The organism is Lacibacter sp. (assembly GCF_035299325.1).
Lineage (GTDB): Bacteria > Bacteroidota > Bacteroidia > Chitinophagales > Chitinophagaceae > Lacibacter.
In genome coordinates this window covers 405,570-422,701 of record NZ_DATGWT010000004.1, presented here as the reverse complement: position 1 = coordinate 422,701, position 17,132 = coordinate 405,570, and the positions used below count along the sequence as shown (strand labels likewise).

20 protein-coding genes are annotated in these 17,132 nt (G+C 40.1%); 7 read left to right on the top strand and 13 right to left on the bottom strand.

Annotated elements, in window-relative coordinates:
• Positions 1 to 4: 4 nt before the first annotated feature.
• On the top strand, positions 5 to 577 hold the full coding sequence (locus VK159_RS03585) for a hypothetical protein (RefSeq protein WP_324228769.1): 573 nt from the start codon (positions 5 to 7) through the stop codon (positions 575 to 577).
• 76 nt (positions 578 to 653) lie between these two features.
• Here the strand turns inward: VK159_RS03585 and queG are convergent, their stop codons facing one another.
• Positions 654 to 1,592 carry a tRNA epoxyqueuosine(34) reductase QueG gene (gene queG, locus VK159_RS03580; protein WP_324228768.1) on the bottom strand — a complete coding sequence of 313 codons (939 nt, stop codon included), beginning with the start codon at positions 1,590 to 1,592 and terminating at the stop codon, positions 654 to 656.
• 82 nt (positions 1,593 to 1,674) lie between these two features.
• Here queG and VK159_RS03575 point away from each other — a divergent pair, with 82 nt between their 5' ends.
• Positions 1,675 to 2,769 (top strand): serine hydrolase, encoded by a 1,095-nt coding sequence (locus VK159_RS03575; RefSeq protein ID WP_324228767.1) that lies wholly within the window; start codon positions 1,675 to 1,677, stop codon positions 2,767 to 2,769.
• Between the two features lie 3 nt (positions 2,770 to 2,772).
• Here VK159_RS03575 and VK159_RS03570 read toward each other — a convergent pair whose 3' ends face one another.
• The 8 genes from VK159_RS03570 to VK159_RS03535 form a co-directional block, all read right to left on the bottom strand.
• On the bottom strand, positions 2,773 to 3,117 hold the full coding sequence (locus tag VK159_RS03570) for a hypothetical protein (RefSeq protein ID WP_324228766.1): 345 nt from the start codon (positions 3,115 to 3,117) through the stop codon (positions 2,773 to 2,775).
• 39 nt (positions 3,118 to 3,156) lie between these two features.
• Positions 3,157 to 4,170 (bottom strand): serine hydrolase domain-containing protein, encoded by a 1,014-nt coding sequence (locus VK159_RS03565; protein ID WP_324228765.1) that lies wholly within the window; start codon positions 4,168 to 4,170, stop codon positions 3,157 to 3,159.
• A 75-nt stretch (positions 4,171 to 4,245) separates the two neighbouring features.
• The gene (locus VK159_RS03560; RefSeq protein WP_324228764.1) at positions 4,246 to 4,656 is read right to left on the bottom strand and encodes a VOC family protein; all 411 of its coding nucleotides are present in this window, start codon (positions 4,654 to 4,656) and stop codon (positions 4,246 to 4,248) included.
• A gap of 4 nt (positions 4,657 to 4,660) precedes the next feature.
• Positions 4,661 to 5,104 carry an SRPBCC domain-containing protein gene (locus tag VK159_RS03555; RefSeq protein ID WP_324228763.1) on the bottom strand — a complete coding sequence of 148 codons (444 nt, stop codon included), beginning with the start codon at positions 5,102 to 5,104 and terminating at the stop codon, positions 4,661 to 4,663.
• A gap of 17 nt (positions 5,105 to 5,121) precedes the next feature.
• A complete protein-coding gene (locus VK159_RS03550; protein WP_324228762.1) occupies positions 5,122 to 5,499 on the bottom strand; it encodes a DUF1801 domain-containing protein in 378 nt (125 codons plus the stop codon).
• Positions 5,500 to 5,507: 8 nt separating this feature from the next.
• Positions 5,508 to 6,041 (bottom strand): SRPBCC family protein, encoded by a 534-nt coding sequence (locus VK159_RS03545; protein WP_324228761.1) that lies wholly within the window; start codon positions 6,039 to 6,041, stop codon positions 5,508 to 5,510.
• A gap of 41 nt (positions 6,042 to 6,082) precedes the next feature.
• Complete coding sequence (locus VK159_RS03540; RefSeq protein WP_324228760.1) at positions 6,083 to 6,292, bottom strand: hypothetical protein; 210 nt, start codon at positions 6,290 to 6,292, stop codon at positions 6,083 to 6,085.
• A gap of 12 nt (positions 6,293 to 6,304) precedes the next feature.
• Complete coding sequence (locus VK159_RS03535; protein WP_324228759.1) at positions 6,305 to 6,814, bottom strand: DinB family protein; 510 nt, start codon at positions 6,812 to 6,814, stop codon at positions 6,305 to 6,307.
• A gap of 146 nt (positions 6,815 to 6,960) precedes the next feature.
• On the opposite strand from VK159_RS03535, the gene VK159_RS03530 reads away from it, so the two are divergent.
• The 3 genes from VK159_RS03530 (at position 6,961) to VK159_RS03520 (ending at position 9,217) form a co-directional block, all read left to right on the top strand.
• Positions 6,961 to 7,944 (top strand): GlxA family transcriptional regulator, encoded by a 984-nt coding sequence (locus VK159_RS03530; RefSeq protein WP_324228758.1) that lies wholly within the window; start codon positions 6,961 to 6,963, stop codon positions 7,942 to 7,944.
• A gap of 32 nt (positions 7,945 to 7,976) precedes the next feature.
• Complete coding sequence (locus tag VK159_RS03525) at positions 7,977 to 8,348, top strand: iron chaperone (RefSeq protein ID WP_324228757.1); 372 nt, start codon at positions 7,977 to 7,979, stop codon at positions 8,346 to 8,348.
• Between the two features lie 323 nt (positions 8,349 to 8,671).
• Positions 8,672 to 9,217, top strand: coding sequence for a class I SAM-dependent methyltransferase (locus VK159_RS03520; protein WP_324228756.1), 546 nt, complete (start codon positions 8,672 to 8,674; stop codon positions 9,215 to 9,217).
• A gap of 10 nt (positions 9,218 to 9,227) precedes the next feature.
• Here VK159_RS03520 and VK159_RS03515 read toward each other — a convergent pair whose 3' ends face one another.
• The 3 genes from VK159_RS03515 to VK159_RS03505 all read right to left on the bottom strand — a co-directional run bounded on the left by VK159_RS03515 (position 9,228) and on the right by VK159_RS03505 (position 14,072).
• Positions 9,228 to 10,838: an OmpA family protein gene (locus VK159_RS03515; RefSeq protein WP_324228755.1), complete on the bottom strand. Its 1,611-nt coding sequence runs from the start codon at positions 10,836 to 10,838 to the stop codon at positions 9,228 to 9,230.
• Positions 10,839 to 10,965: 127 nt separating this feature from the next.
• Entirely contained in the window at positions 10,966 to 12,627 is a 1,662-nt protein-coding gene (locus VK159_RS03510) for an FAD-dependent oxidoreductase (RefSeq protein WP_324228754.1), read from the bottom strand.
• Positions 12,628 to 12,662: 35 nt separating this feature from the next.
• Complete coding sequence (locus tag VK159_RS03505) at positions 12,663 to 14,072, bottom strand: ATP-binding protein (RefSeq protein WP_324228753.1); 1,410 nt, start codon at positions 14,070 to 14,072, stop codon at positions 12,663 to 12,665.
• A 371-nt stretch (positions 14,073 to 14,443) separates the two neighbouring features.
• On the opposite strand from VK159_RS03505, the gene VK159_RS03500 reads away from it, so the two are divergent.
• Together VK159_RS03500 and VK159_RS03495 are read left to right on the top strand one after the other, a co-directional pair.
• On the top strand, positions 14,444 to 15,448 hold the full coding sequence (locus VK159_RS03500; protein WP_324228752.1) for an SMP-30/gluconolactonase/LRE family protein: 1,005 nt from the start codon (positions 14,444 to 14,446) through the stop codon (positions 15,446 to 15,448).
• A gap of 41 nt (positions 15,449 to 15,489) precedes the next feature.
• The gene (locus VK159_RS03495) at positions 15,490 to 15,825 is read left to right on the top strand and encodes a hypothetical protein (RefSeq protein WP_324228751.1); all 336 of its coding nucleotides are present in this window, start codon (positions 15,490 to 15,492) and stop codon (positions 15,823 to 15,825) included.
• A gap of 112 nt (positions 15,826 to 15,937) precedes the next feature.
• Here the strand turns inward: VK159_RS03495 and VK159_RS03490 are convergent, their stop codons facing one another.
• On the bottom strand, positions 15,938 to 17,083 hold the full coding sequence (locus VK159_RS03490; RefSeq protein ID WP_324228750.1) for a serine hydrolase domain-containing protein: 1,146 nt from the start codon (positions 17,081 to 17,083) through the stop codon (positions 15,938 to 15,940).
• Positions 17,084 to 17,132 lie beyond the last annotated feature (49 nt).

Here is a 17,132-nt window from a genome sequence, read left to right as displayed (position 1 = left end):
TTGTATGAGAAATACTCTTTTTATTCTTTTTAGTTTGATGGTAAGCTCCTCGTTTGCTCAGGAGAAAATAAAACCTGCTGCTGAGAAGTCTGTGAAATTTCAGACAATCATACAGGGAGGATTGCTGGCCGGAAGTTCAACAGAATCGTTTGCATTGCAAACGATCAATGGTTATCGTTTTGGTAACTGGTTTGCAGGTGTTGGTGCAGGTCTTGATTTTTATATGCAGCGTGGTGTGCCTTTGTTTGCAGATGTGCGATATCATTTCACCAATCAACGCAAATCATTTTTCATTTATACAGATGCAGGTGCTCATATTCCATGGATAAAAAACAAAGAACAGCGAAATATTATTTCGCAGAGTACAGGATTATACACCGATGCAGGTATTGGATTTCGTTTAGCTACGAAGAAAGATGATGCATTCCTGTTTAGTGCAGGTTATTCTTACAAACATGTACCTGAAAAGCAGCAAGGCTTCAGTTGGCAATCGTGGCCTCAGCCGAACGGGGAAACAATTCTCAATTATAATTATCGTTTCAACCGGGTAGTAGTAAAATTTGGATTAATGTTCTAAACAATTCGTTCATCAATTGTTGAATATGCAACCGGGATACACCTGTCAAAGAAGAGGCTTATGCCTCTTTCTTTTTTTAAGGCGACTGAATGAATTTTAAGTTGCGTTGAATACCTGCAAACTTTGTTCGCTTAAGCGGAGAATTTTTAAAGACTTGTTTGAACGTTTCTTCACTCATTTCTTCCCATTCTTTCTGGCTGAGATTTAAGATTTCAGGAATGGGAGTAAAGCCTGCTTCGTTTGTTGGTTTGCTGAAACGATTCCATGGACAAACATCCTGGCAAACATCACAACCAAACATCCAGTTATTGAATTTTCCTTTCATGTTTTCATCGATCAATGCATCTTTCAACTCAATAGTGAAATAGGAGATGCATTTACTGCCATCAATCACTTTGTCGGGAAGGATGGCATCTGTGGGACAATTGTCAATACATTTTGTGCAACTGCCGCAATAATCTTTTGCAAAAGGGGGATCATATTCAAGTTCAAGATCGCAGATGAGTGTGGCAAGAAAAAAGAACGAACCACTTTGTTTGCTGATGAGATTTCCATTCTTACCGATCCATCCCAAACCACTTCGTTGTGCCCAGCTACGTTCCAGCACCGGTGCGCTATCAACAAAACCTCTGCCGTTTACTTCGCCGATGTTAGCATTGATGAGCGATAGTAGTTCTTTGAGCTTAGCACGGATCACTTCATGGTAATCATTTCCAAATGCATACTTCGAAATCTTAGGTGTGTTTTCATTTTGCGTTGCTGATGGAAAATAATTCATCATCAACGTGATCATAGTTTTTGCTCCGGGTACTAGTAATGTTGGATCAACACGCATGTCGAAATGATTTTCCATGTAGTGCATGTTGCCATGCATACCCTTGTTCAACCATGCTTCCAGTTTGCGTGCATCATCATCTAATCGTTCAGCTTTGGCAATGCCACAATAGCTGAAGCCTAGTGAACTGGCTGTTTGTTTTATGAAAGCGGTATGGGTCGATTTGTTGAACAAAGTCATATAATGATGGCGTAAAAATATACTATATGCGGCATTAAACCGTTTAAGGCGTTGAACGTCCAAGCACCCACAATAACCATTTATGAAACCTGTTTACCTTCTGTTATTCGCACTTATTATTATTGGCGGCCTTCAATCCTGCAAGAAAAATAGTCCTGCAGTTGAACAGCCAACCGGACCAACTACAATGTACTTTCCCGGAAGTTCAACATGGGAAACCGCTGATCCTGCGTTGTACAATTGGAATACTTCTTCTCTCAACGATCTGTATAGTTTTCTTCAAACAAAAAATACAAAGGGCTTTCTTATTTTAAAAAACGGACGGATTGCACTTGAAAAATATTTCGGCACATTTACGGTTGATAGCCCCTGGTATTGGGCATCTGCAGGTAAAACACTCAGCGCTTTTTTGGTTGGTATTGCACAACAGGAGGGGTTTGTAAATATTAATAACCCATCACGCCAGTATTTAGGTGCAGGTTGGTCAACTATGACGACAGCCCAGGAAAATGCGATTACTGTAAAACATCATCTTACTATGTCAACCGGTGTTGAAGATGACCAGAGTGGTACAGATTGCACAGCACCTGCCTGTTTTACCTACAAAACAACACCCGGAACAAGATGGAGTTACAGCAACCCGCCATACTATAAATTAGTTGATGTGGTTGAAAATGCAACAGGTAAAACGTACAATGCATTTACGCAGGAAAAAGTCTACAATAAAATCGGCATGACAGGAGTTTGGTTGCCTGGAGTTGGCGGTAACGGCAAGATTCATTACAGCAATGTGCGCAGTATGGCAAGGTTTGGTTTGTTACTGCTGAATAAGGGCAACTGGAATGGCACCGCTGTGCTTAGCGATCAAACCTATTTCAATGAAATGATCAATACATCACAAAACATGAATCCATCGTATGGTTATCTAACCTGGTTAAATGGAAAGAGCAACCATATGTTACCAGGTACTCAATTAACGTTTAACGGAAGCATTACTCCCAATGCACCTGTTGATATGTATGCTGCTCTTGGAAAGAATGATCAGAAGATTTATGTAGTGCCTTCGCAGAATTTAGTGGTTATACGAGTAGGCGACGCATCAGGATCATCGCTGTTTGCAGTGTCAAATTTTGACAATGAGTTGTGGGGCAAGCTGAAGGTATTATTGAAGTATTAGTCTCTACTTTTCATCCTCCACATGCAGGCTGTGCATAATGCGGTGAATGGCAGGTGCAAGTATCAGCCCGATGTTTGTAATAAAAACTACACCGCTGAAGATTGCATAAAATGAAGCAAACCATTTTCCTCCGGTTTGTGTAATGGTATCAACGGGTCCCATTCCGCTCAGGATCATTGATGCATTCAATAGTGCATCCAGCCAATCCATCCCGGTAGTGTAATGATAGCCAATGATGCCAATCAATAAACTGATAAGTAAAACAAAAGAAGCCAGCAGAAGACTTCTGCCAATACGTTGATAGTAGGTTTTCTTTGATGCAAGCGGTTGCTTTTTATGTTCATACATGGGAAAACGTTTCTACACTCAAATTAGAAAGAAACGTAATTATTTGCAAGTGCTTGTTAACTGTGCATCAACAGCTGCTTTCAATTGATCATACAACTCACGCTTTAATCCATCCCGTTCTTTTTTTGCCAATAAAATACAACCGTAGCCACGACAATAGTCGATCCATATAAACGGACTGTTTTGCGATACACAGTTCACCACTTTGCCATCAGCTGTTTCACGCCATGTACCCAGACCATAACTGAAGCCATTCATAAAAGGGGGCGTGTATTTATTCAATGCAGTGCCTGTTTGCAGTTTCATCATTTCTGCAATGGATGCTTCCGTTAAAATTTGTTTGCCGTTGAACATGCCTTTGTTCAATAACATGCTTAAGAAATTTGTGTATTCAACCGCAGATGATTTGGCTCCATCAAACGGACTGATAGCAGAGGTGTAATTGCTAAAGCTTGTGATACGCATATTCAGCGGTCGGAATAATTTTTCCTGAGCCAATCGATCGAATTTTTTCTTTGTCACCACTTCTAATACACGGCCAACAATAGACGGCCCGATCTGGTCGTACTGAAACCAGTTGCCGGGATTATTGGCAATTGCTCTTTTCTCCGCATAATAGTTCACTTCTTCTTCAAGCGATGAAAAACTTTTTCGTTGAAATAATTTACCTGCACCTTGTTTGTCGGTTTCAATACCGGTTGTATGACTAAGACAATGACGGATGCTGATATAGCCTTTCATCCATTTCGGAAATATGGGCAGGTATTTTCCAACATTATCATCCAGCGAAATTTTTCCTTCCTGCACCATAATCATCACCAAAGCGGCAGTGAGCCATTGACTGCTTTCGCCAATCGGTGCCTGTATGTTTGGTCTGAAATCGCCCAGCATTTTCTGGTACAACACTTTGCCATCTTTGTAAATGATGAGTGCCTGATCATCACCCAACTGCTTCTGGTTGTTGAGCATGATCTGTTCTACTTCTGTAAAACTTTGGGCATTTGAGGTACTGAATAAAAAGGCGCTGAAAAGAAAAAGCAGCATTTGTTTCATCACTGAAATTTTATGCTGCTAAAGATAGCTGTAAACCTGTTTCCTAAACGGGTCCGTTGAATATTTAACGTGCTTTTACCCAGGAATTTTGGTGGGATCCATGTACATCACTTCCCATTGATGGCCATCCGGGTCTGCAAATGAATCATAATACATCCAGGTATGATCGGCCGACTCACGGTAACGGCTACCTCCGTTTGCAAGTGCTGCCTGAACAATCTCATCTACCTTCTCTTTACTTTCCACTTCAACCGCCAACAATACCTGCGTCGAAGATCCATCGGCAATAGATCGGTTGGTGAACGTAGTGAAAAATTCATGTGTAATGAGCATGGAGTACATAACGCCTTCGTTCAGGATAAGACACAGCGCTTTTTCATCACTGAACTGATCATTAAAGCTGAACCCCAATTTGGTCCAGAAAGACTTTGTAACTGCAAGATCTTTCACCGGCAGGTTTACATAGATCGATTTGATTGTTGTCATTGTTTTAGTTTTTTGATTCAGCTAATGTTTTGATAGCTTCAATTGCCTTAGGCCAGGTTTTTTCAAAGTAATCCTTAAATTCTGGCGTAATATCCATGTCCACCTCTAGCTTTGTTCCGTCATTGTTTTCTGCAAGTGTATAACTTTCTGTAGCGCCTTGCCATTTTTTTACCTTTTCGCTTGTAGTATCTTCCACACCGTTGTGTAACTCTCCAAGATGTTCAAACGACATGTATTCGTTTGGTTTGTTTGCTGCTATTTTACTTACCATGCCACTTCCTTTGCCGTCGGTAAATAAAACTTTACTTCCTTCTTTCCAATCGGTTTCCACGGTGGAGCCTTCGCTGAAGACTGCTGTCCATGTTTCGTATTTTCCTTTTGCCCATAAAGTATCCCATACTTTTTCTTTTGGGGCATTAATGTCTGCTGAAAAATGAAGATGTTCCATAAAAATTGTTTTAAGGTTTAACCAATCAACTGCACCGATTCGTTAATGATTCGTTGCAGTTCTTTTTTATTTGCTTTTACAGCTTTCATGTCGGGCAGGTATAACATGCGCCGGTCCTTGTAGTCGCCCTCAAGCAATACCGATTTTATTTTTACAATCGTAGGATGATGGAAAATTAAATGTACATACTTTGTTGCACGGTGATTAAATGTTACAATATCAGCCGATGTATAATAACTGGGTGCATTCCATTTAATACGTTCATGAATAGACTTGTTGCTGTCTTTAATGATCTGTCGCACAGCATCGATCTCAGCTTTCAACGGATGTTCCAGTTTAGTCATCCAGTCGTTCACCAGGTCTTCATCTGTTGGTTTAACTTTTTTTGTAGCCATGGAGCTGTTTATTTTTCAAGATTAGCCTTTATGTTGTTTAAATTTGTTTCCATGTCTTTGCCAAGAACCATATCCATGAACAGGTTCATAAAGTTCATCGGGTAGTTTGATTTGCCCGTGAACGTGGTCGTCACTTTTGTCTGGTTGTCGCCAATTGATGTAAATGTATTTGTAGCATAATTCTTGCCTTCAAATGGTTTTTTAAAACGTAATTCCACCTTCATACTTTCAGCTTCCTTCAATTCTATGATCTGCTGTTCACCCACACCCACATTCTTGTCTTCGCTTTCCCAGGATGATTGTGCACCCACTGTTCCATCGGTACCGGTATACACAATTTTAATGTTCGGATCTTTCATAACCCATACACTGTATTGCTCCTGGTTTTTGATGAGTTTTACATAGTCGAAAACCTGTTGTTTGGGTTTATTGATGGTCACTTCTTTTGAAAGAGAAAATTCTTTGTCGATGAATAAGGCAAAGACGAGAATAATGGCAATGATTCCAAGAACTGCAAGCAATAGCCTTTTTAAAATTTTCATTTGTGTTATTTTTAGATATGGTTAATGGTTAAAAGTTATCGTTAATCAAGTTCGCTGCAGTGAAAGCCTTTTTCACGCACTAATTGCTTCACGGTGTCGGGTTGCACATTCATTCCTTCAAGCCGCAGCACTTTATCACAATCGTGCATGTCAATAGTAACACGGCAGCCGGGAAAGAACTGTTCCAGCAAACGGATAAGGCATTCCTTTGCGTTTACATCGTTCACATTTGTTTTAAACAACTCGATCATATTAGTTCTCTTTTACAAGGTTGCAACGATCTCTTTGATCTGCCGCAAATGCCTTTGTGTATGATACAAAACAAAATGCAGGATCTCAAACTTGCTGATGTCGCTGAATGCGGGATGATGAATCAGCTCATCAAGGTCGTCTTCATACATCCGTGCACGAATTCGCTGTATTGATTCCTTCAGGTCTTTTAATAACAGTTCAGGGTTGTAAATATCTTTTGTTGGTACAATGAAATCGGGTGATTGGTATTTCTTTTGAAAATCAAGAAATATCTTTTTCAGTTCATCGATCCGCTCGCCCGGGTTACGGTCAATCGGTTTCCCTTTCAGCGCCAGTGCTTTTGCCACAGAGTTATTGGAGAGCCTGATATGATCGGCTACCTGGGCGATACTCCACTTATCAGCCCGGGGTTTTTGGTTAAAATGCCGTTCGTCAATTGATTGCAGTAATTGTACCAGTGTGTCGGTAACCTGTTCAATATTATTGATGAGCGATGCTATTTGCAGAGTGCCTGTTATCATATGCATGATTCTTGTACAAACCTAAAAACAGTTTTTTTTACATGAAGGGTGCATATGCGGCTTTATCTGGGGTTGATTGCGACAAATGCATTCCTTACATTTGATCTCTCTTAACCAAACGATCTGCTTTACTAAACAACCAACAAATGAAACACATTTCAATTTTAGTTCCGTTGGGGCACACCAGCTTGCCAAATATTGATGGCACACACCAGATTTTGAATGAGGTAAATAATATTCGTGCAGCAATGGGAGAGGAGCCATTGTTCAAGATCCAGTTGGTTGGTTTAGAAAAAAATATCGAGCAGCGTAATGGCTTGTATACGATTCAGCCTGATGTTTTGATTGCTGATGTGAAGCAGACTAATATCATCATTATCCCGGCTATGCATGGCGATCTTCCAAAAGCGATGGAACAGAATGCTGCCTTTCTTCCATGGATGGTGGAGCAATATCACAAAGGTTCAGAAATTGTGAGTTTTTGTATCGGCTCTTTCTTTTTGGCAGCTACCGGTTTGCTGAAAGGAAAGAAATGCGCTACGCATTGGATTGCCGCAAATGATTTCCGCAGAATGTTTCCTGATGTGGAACTGGTTGATGATCGTATCATGACAGAAGAAGATGGCTTGTATACCAGTGGTGGTGCCTATTCTTTTTTAAACCTGCTCGCTTACATCATTGAAAGACACGCAGGCCGTGAAATTGCTGTGCGTATTGCCAAAACATTTATGATCGATATTGATCGTGAAAGTCAAAGTCCGTTTATCATCTTCAACGGACAAAAAGCGCATGAAGATGAATCGATCAAAAAAGCACAGGAATATATTGAACGTAATTACCAGGATCGTATAACAGTTGATCATTTGGCTGATATGCTGGCGCTTGGCCGTCGTAACCTTGAACGTCGTTTCAAAAAAGCAACTGCCAATACCGTTGTTGAATATATTCAACGTGTAAAAATAGAAGCCGCAAAGAAACAATTAGAAAGCGGACGGAAGAATGTTAACGAAGTGATGTACGATACGGGTTACTCTGACGAAAAAGCATTTCGCACTGTATTTCGGAAGATCACTGGTTTATCACCACTCGCCTACAGAAATAAATATAATAAGGCGATGGTGGCCGTGTAAGCGTTATTTTATAACAGTAAACGTACAACAACATGCTTTCTGCAAAACCTCAAACAATTGAAGAATACATCGCTTCTTTTCCTGTCACTACACAGAAAATATTAAAGGAAGTTCATAACTGTATTAAGAAAGCCGCTCCCAAGGCAGAAGAAACAATTGGCTATGGCATCCCTACCTATAAACTCAATGGTAATCTTGTTCATTTCGGAGGGTACAAACAACATGTTGGTTTTTATCCTGCACCGGCAGGCATAAAAGCATTTGAAAAAGAATTATCGGTGTACAAAAGTTCAAAAGGTGCGGTGCAGTTTCCGCTTGGTGAACCAATGCCTTTAACGCTTATTACAAAAATTGTGAAGTTCAGGGTAAAACAAAACCTTGAAAAAACTGCGAAAAAGAAATAATGCCAACGTCAAATTCCTGCAATATTTTTTTTATGATGCTGCCGCTGCCTCTCAAAGATGAAAGAAAAAACAAGAGGTTAAACATATTATAAATATTTGGTATGGAAATTGTTGCTGCTAAGATAATTGTGTTTTTGAGTACAGTATTTTAGAAGTGTTGTTTGAGTTGATACCTTAACCTACATCACAATCCATTACACTGATCATATTCGTAAATAAAACGAAAGACGGGCAATAAGGAACAGAAGGAATTTGATTTGGTCTCTTAAGTAACATGTGAGTATTCCCCGTTTTCAAGCGGGGAATTTTGTTAATTGAAACTCTTGTTCAGAACTATGGTAAATGATAAAACATATACTGCGATACCGAAACGATTTATATGGGCAGTTGATATGCTGGGATTACAACCATCGCACCATGTATTGGAAATTGGATGTGGCGTAGGGTTGATGGCGGAAGTGATCTGCAATAAACTGGAAGACGGAAAACTGGTTGCTATCGATAAATCTTCTTTTATGATCGAGAAAGCAAAGTTGAGAAACAAACCTTTTATTGCTGCCGGTACAGCTGCATTCTTAACCGCAGATTTTCTGAAAGCCGATCTGCAACGTTCAACATTTGATATAATCACTGCCTTTAATCTTAACTTCTTCCGGAAAGATCCTGCTAAAGTTTTACAACGTGTAAAACAGTTTTTAAAACCCGGCGGTAAGCTGTTTATCTTTTTCCAGGATCCTTATGAAATAACCATCAGTGCTGCCGATCTTATTGCTGAAAAATTATCGGCTCATAGTTTTACAGTGCTCGATACAAAGCTGAAAGAATTTTCTCCAACATCAGCAATTTGTGTTGTAGCAGTGCCCGCATAATCACATAAGATTAATTCGAGAGTATTTTAAACTCAACTCTTCGGTTGAGCTGTCTTCCTTCATCTGTTTCATTTGTTGCAACAGGAACCATTTCTCCATAGCCTTTAAAACTAACACGCTCAGGTGCAATACCTTTTGATAAAATGTATTGCATCACTGAGTTTGCACGGTTATGACTGAGCTTGATATTGTATTCATCAGAACCTTTGGCATCAGTATGCGCTCCCATTTCAATGCTGATTGCCGGGTTGTCATTCAGCATTTTCACCACACGGTTCAACTCAATAAATGAAACGGGACGAAGATCCCATTTATCAAAATCAAAGAATACATTGTTCAGGCGAACGATCTGACCGATCTCGATGGGAACAAGATAAAGGTCTTTGTGAATTTCTTTGTAACCTGCACGAATCAATGAATCAAGATTCAGGTTTTCTGATTGTGCAAAGAAGTGATCGGCTGAAGCACGAATAAGATAATTTTTATCATACGGTAATACGATCTGGAATGCACCATCACCGGGACTAGACAAACCATTGCCTGCAACAACACCATCGGGTAACGTTTCATAAATGAGACTTGCACTTAACGGTTGTTTTGTTTTTGCATTATACACATTTCCGCTTACCAGCACAACAGGATCAGGTTTTTCGATCTCCAGTAACTTAACACGCACAATATCACTTTTACCAAGCGATTGAAAACTGCTCGTGAGATACGCATATTCACCACCTGCATCCAAAGTAAAGAACGCATCAAAGTCAGCAGTGTTGATTGGCTCACCGAGATTTACAGGCTCACTCCACTTTAACCATGTATCATCTAATCGTTTTGTTTTCCAGATATCCTGGTCGCCGATGCCACCTGGCCGGTCGCTGCTGAAATAAAGTGTAACGCCATCCGATGCGAGGTAAGGCGTCATTTGATTATAACCGGTAAGATTTATTTTTTTGCCAATGCTTTTTGGTTCGCTCCATGTACCATCTGTTTGCAGAAAGCATGCATAGATTTTATTGATGCGGCTTTTGCTTTCTTCACTCATGTAGAGCAATAACACCTGTCCATCACTCGACATACTTGCACCCGATTGAAACCCACGATCATACTTGTGATAGTTTTTTATTTTCAGCATATTGGGTTTGCTCCATCGTCCGTCTTTCTGCACTTCGCTCATGCTTACACCATTGCCGTAATAATCTCCATCAACAAATGCATTGCGCAGAAGTATCCTGTTTTTATCAGGCGATATCCAGTAAACGGCATTGTAATGTGCGGTGTTGAAGGGAGGTCCCAGATGAATCGCATCTGTCCATTTTCCTGTTGCAGTATCACGGATCGAATACCAGATATCCTGCGAATTGCGCACTTCATGTGCATGATTGTTTTCAGGATGACTTTCGCAAATGAAAAATAAAAGATTGCCATCGGCAGAAATGGTTGGTCGTAACTCAGGTAATTCAGAGTTTACACGAAAGCCGAGGTTCTCAATTTTGATGATCGTATTTTCCGTGATGATCTTTTCTTTTTGCTCAACCATTTTACCAACGGTATCAGCAAGCGGCTGGGTAAAGCCAACAGAACAAATAATGAAACAAAGAAGAGCGGATACAGATCGTTTCACGGGTAAGGGATTTGCTGCTAAACTACAGCAAACTCATCAGGTAAAGAATAGTAGAATAACGATGTTGGTATCGTAGAATATGAAGTGTGATGTTTGATCGATGTTTATAAATTTTTCTATTTTCCTCCTACATCTCCTGCAAGTACTTCCGTACAAAACGAATAGCCATGGAACCTTCACCCACTGCAGCAGATATCCCCGTCATGGCACCAAAACGTACATCACCTGAAGCAAAAATACCCGGCACACTTGTTTCAGAAAGAAAAGGTTCACGTTCTAATTTCCAGATGGCTGCAAATGATTTGTCTTTCATTAATTCACTGCCGCTGAGAATAAATCCTTTTTCATCTTTTAATACCAGATCATCTAACCAACCCGTGCCCGGTCTTGTACCAATATAAATGAACAATGCTTTTGCTGGAACAGTTTTTTCTTCGCCAGTAACAGCATCCTTGAGTGTAATGGTTTCAAGAATGGTTGAACCTGTGCATGCAATGACATCTGTATGAGGAATGACATGAATGTTAGGAGTGTTGCTGATATTTTCTACCAAATAATTTGCAGCTACCTGTGATAGTTTGTCTTTTCGTATAAGTATGTTCACATCTTTTGCAAACTTGCTCATATACATGGCAGCCTGGCAGGCTGAATTACCACCACCAACAATATAAATACTTTCATTACGACAAGCTTGTGCTTCAACCGCTGCTGCGCCATAATACACACCTGCACCTGTAAATGAATCCAAACCTTCAACTTCTAATTTTTTATATGCAACACCTGTTGCAATAACGATTGCTTTGCTGTGTATTTGCGAACCATCCATCAGCTCTGTTATCTTGTAGCCATCTTTTATTGTGATTGTTTTTACTTCCTGTGGTGTAAGAATTTCCGTTCCAAAACGAAGTGTTTGAGTAATAGCTCTTCTGCTCAGCTCTGCTCCTGATAAGCCTGAAGGGAAGCCGAGATAATTTTCAATGCGTGCACTGCTGCTTGCCTGTCCGCCGGGATTGCTGCGTTCGATCAATAATGTTTTTAATCCTTCGCATGAACCATACACCGATGCTGCAAGTCCTGCAGGCCCTGCACCAATGATGAGTACATCATACATTTCTTTGGTTGCTTTTTGTTGCAGACCAACACGCTCAGCAAGTACTGGTAGAGTGGGATCGATGACGAAGGAACCATCTTTTAATATCACCAATGGCAGATCTGATTTAGATGCGTTTGCACTGATGAGATATTTTTCTGCTTCTTCATCACTCTCCACATCCATCCATATATAAGGAACCAGGTTACCTGAAAGAAATTCTTTGAGCTTATGACTTTTAGGCGACCATTGAAAGCCGATGATTCTTGTTGCTTCATGATCGGGTTTATACAAAGCCTGCCATTCATCTAATAGATCATTCACTACAGGAAATAATCTTTCTTCTGCTGGATGCCAGGGTTTTAACAAGTAATAGTCTAATTTGACTGTGTTGATGGCTTTAATCGCTGCTTCAATATCAGAATAAGCAGTGAGCAATACTTTCTTCGCTTCAGGAAAAATTTCATTAGCTAATTCAAGAAATGCGATGCCTTCCATTTCAGGCATGCGTTGATCGGAGATAAACAACGCCACTACTTCATTCTTCAACTTCAACTCTTTGATGAGTTCCAGCGCTTCAGTGGCAGAATCTGTTGCTGCTACTTTGTAATAATCACGGTATTGATTGCGGATGTCCCGTTGAATGGCACCAAGAACCTGCACATCGTCGTCAATTAAAATGATATAAGGAAGTTTCATATACAGATAATTTATGCAAATAATGTTTTATGAACTTAGGGTTGTGCTGTAAGTGGGATGCAAACAGTAAAGATGGTTTTCCCGGGTATTGATTCAACTTTAATTTCTCCATTGTGCCGTTTGACAATGCGGCTGACAATATCAAGCCCAATACCTGTTCCTTCACCCACTTTCTTTGTTGTAAAGAAGGGATCAAAAATGCGTGTGATAATATCTTTTGGTATGCCGCTACCATTATCCATTACAGCAATCTTTACACTTTTCTGGTCGCAGGTTGTTTCAATCGTTAGTGTTCCGTTTTTGTCGAGTGCAGCAATGGCATTGTCGATCAGGTTTGTCCAAACCTGGTTTAATTCGCCAACAAAAGCAGGTACATCATGTAGATCGTTACAGAATTTTTTTATCACCTCAATATTTTTTTGACGGAGTTTAAAACCCAGTAAGGTTAAAGTAGTTTCAATATCCTTATGAATATTGGTGGGTTGCAGATCGTTGGTTCGATCCATGTGGACATGGCTTTTAATTGCTGCAACAAGATTGGAGATGCGACCCGATGCTTCAGCAAGATCCTTGATCATTTTTTGTGAGCTGATCAGATTCTCCAACCATGGAATTACACTTCCAAGAGTTTTTGCTCCTGCATCTGTACGTATCTGCTCCAGTTCTTCCAGTGAAAATCCAAACTCAGCAAATGTTTCAGCAGCTTCTCTTTGTGTAATTCCATTTTTGTCGAGCCAGTCTTCAATGTCATCCTGGGCCTGCATGCGTTGCATAGTGCTGCGTTTGTTATTTTCTGCTGGTGCAGATACTTTCTTTTCAATAAGCAAATGAATGTTCTGAATATGTTCTGCTTTTACGTTATCATCAAGCAGATTTTTCGTGAGTGTATAATTTCTGCTCACCCGTTTCGTAAGTTCATCGGCTATTGCAGTGATAGCCGATGCCGGGTTGTTCATTTCATGTGCAATACCAGCAGCAAGATTGCCAAGTGCATCCACTTTTTCATGTTGCAGTTGTGTAGTGGCAAATGCTTTTGCACGTTCGGTCATATAGCCAATGAGGCGTTGTATAAAATCTGGATTCAACATTTCCAGGTCATGAAAATGATCTTTGTGCAGCTTTAGCAATTTTACATTACCAATTGCATAGGAGTAACCCGGATGGGTTTTCATACGGGAGTAGGGAAGTAAACCGCCAACACCTCCGCTGATGTTATTATTTTCAAAAGTAAAATAGTAAACCTGCCGGCCGTTGATGTACATATAAAAAGCAACACTTCCCATCAGGGATATCCACATCACTTCAGCAGGTTCGCCATATTTTGCAATGATATCGCCATCCTGAAATTCATGATAGGTTGAATGATCCAGTATCCATTGCAGATGATCATCGGGCAGCTCGTTTAGTGCCATCACTTTTTTCATGTCGTCAATGGTTGGTTGCATACTGAATTTGCTTTTTGGTATGAGACAGAAGGATGTGGAAATATGCCAGATGCTGATCACAGCAAGTAGTTGCTTAAATATACAACAGTATTTTGCAGAACACAAACGCCACTGCATTGCTGTGGCGTTTGTGAATTTATTCCAGCATCATCGCATGAACACATGAAAACGTTAGCATTGTTTAAAATTCTTCGGCGGTATCTTTTGGTAGTTTTTATTTCTAAACTTAGATAGCTTTCGTATTAATGCAGACTTCTGCACAATTGTTATCTATTTTTTTAAACTCAAAATTGTTTGCTGGTATGAAAAAGAAAATGATTTTTTCTCTGGCTTTGCTATGTGCCATAGGGCTCTTGTCCTGTTCAAAAAACATGCTTCATTCCGAAAACGATACCCTCAATGAAATAACGCCTGAAACAGCATCTGCTGCTATGCATGTGCCGGTCAGTACTTTTTTTGATCCTATGGGTCTTGTTTCAGCAAGCCAGCACGGGGTATTAGATACTATTCAAAAAGGATTTCGTTTTACAGAAGGGCCTGCAGTTGACAAAAACGGAAACGTATTTTTTACTGATCAACCCAATGATAAAATTTATAAGTGGACCGCATCAACCGGGCAGATCACTACATTTTTAACCTGCACCGGCCGATCTAATGGAATGGCGTTTGATAAAGATGGCTATCTCATTGCCTGCGCAGATATGCATGGAGAACTTTGGAAGATTGCTCCGGATGGTTCGCATACAGTGTTGGTGAATAATTACAATGGCAAATTATTAAATGGCCCAAATGATGTTTGGATCAATCCGAAAAACGGCGGCATCTATATTACTGATCCTATATTTCCAAGAGATTATTGGGATGCGTCTGATCCACGCAAACAAGGTTGGGAGCCAACACACTCTGAACAGGCTGCAACCGGTAAAGGTGGCCACGTGTATTATTTAGCACCCGGTGCCAGCACGCTTGTTAGAGTTACTACAATGGCTGGATGGAACGCCGACATATGGCCGAATGGGATTACTGGAACTCCTGATGGTAAAAAATTGTATGTGAATAATTGGACTTATGACGGCACGGGTCAAATCAAGGCTTTTAATATCAATTCTGATGGTACACTTTCAAATATGCAGACGCTGGTTAGTAATCTGAATTTCTGCGATGGTATGTCGCTTGATGAAAAAGGAAATATTTATGTGAGCGGCGGACCTGGATTAAACGCTTACGATAAAAATGGCAACAAGGTACTTACGATTCCGGGCGGTGGCGGCACCAACAATATTTTTGCAGGAGCAAATAATAAAATATTATTTATGACAAGTCCGGATAGGGTTACTGCTGTAAAGATGAATGTGAAAGGCGTAGAAAAATTCTAGACTTAGTAAGTGGTAATTTTTAATTCATTAAAACATACAATATGAAATACGTTTTTAGTTTATTGCTTCTCTTTGGATGTTGCACAGCATTTGCACAAAATCCCATTGATGGTAACTGGAAAGGTACCCGTGAATCACCGAACGGTACTTTTGAAGTGAATTACACGTTTAAGGTTGAAGGCAAAGTAGTGACCGGTACCTGGAAAACTCAATTCGGTGAGGCGAAACTGGAGGATGGAAAAATAGAAGGGAAAAAGTTTTCTTATAGTATTTCCTTTAACGACATTAAAATGGCCAGTACAGCAGAGCTGATCAGTGAAAATGAAATATTGGTTAAGAATGAAAGAGGAGAGATGAACCTTACTCGGGTTAAATAAATCCGGAGTATTTATTTTTTGCATCCCAGGCAGTATTTAAGAAAAGTATACGCCTGGGATTTTTTTTCCTGTTTATTTAGACTTTGTTTATTGTCTTTTGATTTTTTTCCCCTTACCTCATCACATTATCTACCAATCCCTTTAACTCTTTATACTTCTCATGACGTCCTTTGTTCTTTAAATTGTTCACAAACAAAAAAGCACAATACTTTTTGTCGTTATCGATCCAGGGGAAACTGCCAAACAATCCCGGACTGCTTACAGCAACGCCACGTTTTGATACTGGCATGGCATCTTTCTTTTCGCTCACCGCTAATGGTGCATCCATAATCCATTCACCAAAGCCATAACCCCAGTTGCCTGCTTCTTCGGGTGAATAAGCCAATTCAACATCACGACCTAATCGGTTCTTTTGCATTTCATTCACCAATGCCTTACTGATGATGCGTTTGCCGTTAAACTCACCATCATTCAACAGCATGATCAAAAAATTCATGTAATCTTCTGCAGTACTGTAAGCACCACCTGCAGCAAGTGGCACACCGCTTTTTCCAAAATCTGTATTCTTCATTTCCAGCGGATCAGCAATACGTTCTTTAAATGCTGTTTCAAAATCTTTCTCACTTACTTTTTCAATAATGCCTGCAATTATCTGCAAGCCTGTATTACTGTAATGAAAATATTTTCCGGGTGTGCCTTCCATCGGCAGCATAGCGATCTGTTCAATTGATTCGAACATGCTTTTTACATTCTTCATGCCGTTAAGCATATCCCGCAGTCCGCCACTTTTAATACCAGTTGTATGATTTAAACATTGCCATACTTTAATACCGCCTTTGCCATACTTCGTCATCACGGGTAAAAACTTTCCAACGGAGTCGGTTAGCCGAACTTTGTTTTCATCAATATACGTCATGAGCAAAGCTGCAGTAAACCATTTGCTGCTGCTGGCAACACGTTCACGTGTAGTGGTTGTATAATCCTGCAACACTTCTTCCACATCCTTGCCTTGTACTTTTGCTTTGATCTTTCCACGGTTTTGCTGAGCCTTTGTTAAATTGTTAAAGTTCTGTGTGTACACGAATTTTCCATCCTTATAGATCATTAACACAGCACGGCCGCCTAAGTCGGTAAGATTGTTATTTACCCAGTCATTTACTTTACTGAAATCCTGTTGGGCAAAACCCAACTGAAAGAATAACAGGAAAACAAGGCTGGCACTGACTTTGGGGCGGATATTCAAAGAGTTAAGTGACATTCTTTCTGATTTTTTTTATTGGATTGTGTTTTGATGCCTTACGTTTAAA

What these genes read in the sequence shown, in the direction of transcription:
- VK159_RS03585 (WP_324228769.1), top strand. Translation starts at nt 5, where the DNA reads ATGAGAAATACTCTTTTTATTCTTTTTAGTTTGATGGTAAGCTCCTCG.
- queG (WP_324228768.1), bottom strand. Translation starts at nt 1,592, where the DNA reads ATGACTTTGTTCAACAAATCGACCCATACCGCTTTCATAAAACAAACA.
- VK159_RS03575 (WP_324228767.1), top strand. Translation starts at nt 1,675, where the DNA reads ATGAAACCTGTTTACCTTCTGTTATTCGCACTTATTATTATTGGCGGC.
- VK159_RS03570 (WP_324228766.1), bottom strand. Translation starts at nt 3,117, where the DNA reads ATGTATGAACATAAAAAGCAACCGCTTGCATCAAAGAAAACCTACTAT.
- VK159_RS03565 (WP_324228765.1), bottom strand. Translation starts at nt 4,170, where the DNA reads ATGAAACAAATGCTGCTTTTTCTTTTCAGCGCCTTTTTATTCAGTACC.
- VK159_RS03560 (WP_324228764.1), bottom strand. Translation starts at nt 4,656, where the DNA reads ATGACAACAATCAAATCGATCTATGTAAACCTGCCGGTGAAAGATCTT.
- VK159_RS03555 (WP_324228763.1), bottom strand. Translation starts at nt 5,104, where the DNA reads ATGGAACATCTTCATTTTTCAGCAGACATTAATGCCCCAAAAGAAAAA.
- VK159_RS03550 (WP_324228762.1), bottom strand. Translation starts at nt 5,499, where the DNA reads ATGGCTACAAAAAAAGTTAAACCAACAGATGAAGACCTGGTGAACGAC.
- VK159_RS03545 (WP_324228761.1), bottom strand. Translation starts at nt 6,041, where the DNA reads ATGAAAATTTTAAAAAGGCTATTGCTTGCAGTTCTTGGAATCATTGCC.
- VK159_RS03540 (WP_324228760.1), bottom strand. Translation starts at nt 6,292, where the DNA reads ATGATCGAGTTGTTTAAAACAAATGTGAACGATGTAAACGCAAAGGAA.
- VK159_RS03535 (WP_324228759.1), bottom strand. Translation starts at nt 6,814, where the DNA reads ATGATAACAGGCACTCTGCAAATAGCATCGCTCATCAATAATATTGAA.
- VK159_RS03530 (WP_324228758.1), top strand. Translation starts at nt 6,961, where the DNA reads ATGAAACACATTTCAATTTTAGTTCCGTTGGGGCACACCAGCTTGCCA.
- VK159_RS03525 (WP_324228757.1), top strand. Translation starts at nt 7,977, where the DNA reads ATGCTTTCTGCAAAACCTCAAACAATTGAAGAATACATCGCTTCTTTT.
- VK159_RS03510 (WP_324228754.1), bottom strand. Translation starts at nt 12,627, where the DNA reads ATGAAACTTCCTTATATCATTTTAATTGACGACGATGTGCAGGTTCTT.
- VK159_RS03505 (WP_324228753.1), bottom strand. Translation starts at nt 14,072, where the DNA reads ATGCAACCAACCATTGACGACATGAAAAAAGTGATGGCACTAAACGAG.
- VK159_RS03500 (WP_324228752.1), top strand. Translation starts at nt 14,444, where the DNA reads ATGCTTCATTCCGAAAACGATACCCTCAATGAAATAACGCCTGAAACA.
- VK159_RS03495 (WP_324228751.1), top strand. Translation starts at nt 15,490, where the DNA reads ATGAAATACGTTTTTAGTTTATTGCTTCTCTTTGGATGTTGCACAGCA.
- VK159_RS03490 (WP_324228750.1), bottom strand. Translation starts at nt 17,083, where the DNA reads ATGTCACTTAACTCTTTGAATATCCGCCCCAAAGTCAGTGCCAGCCTT.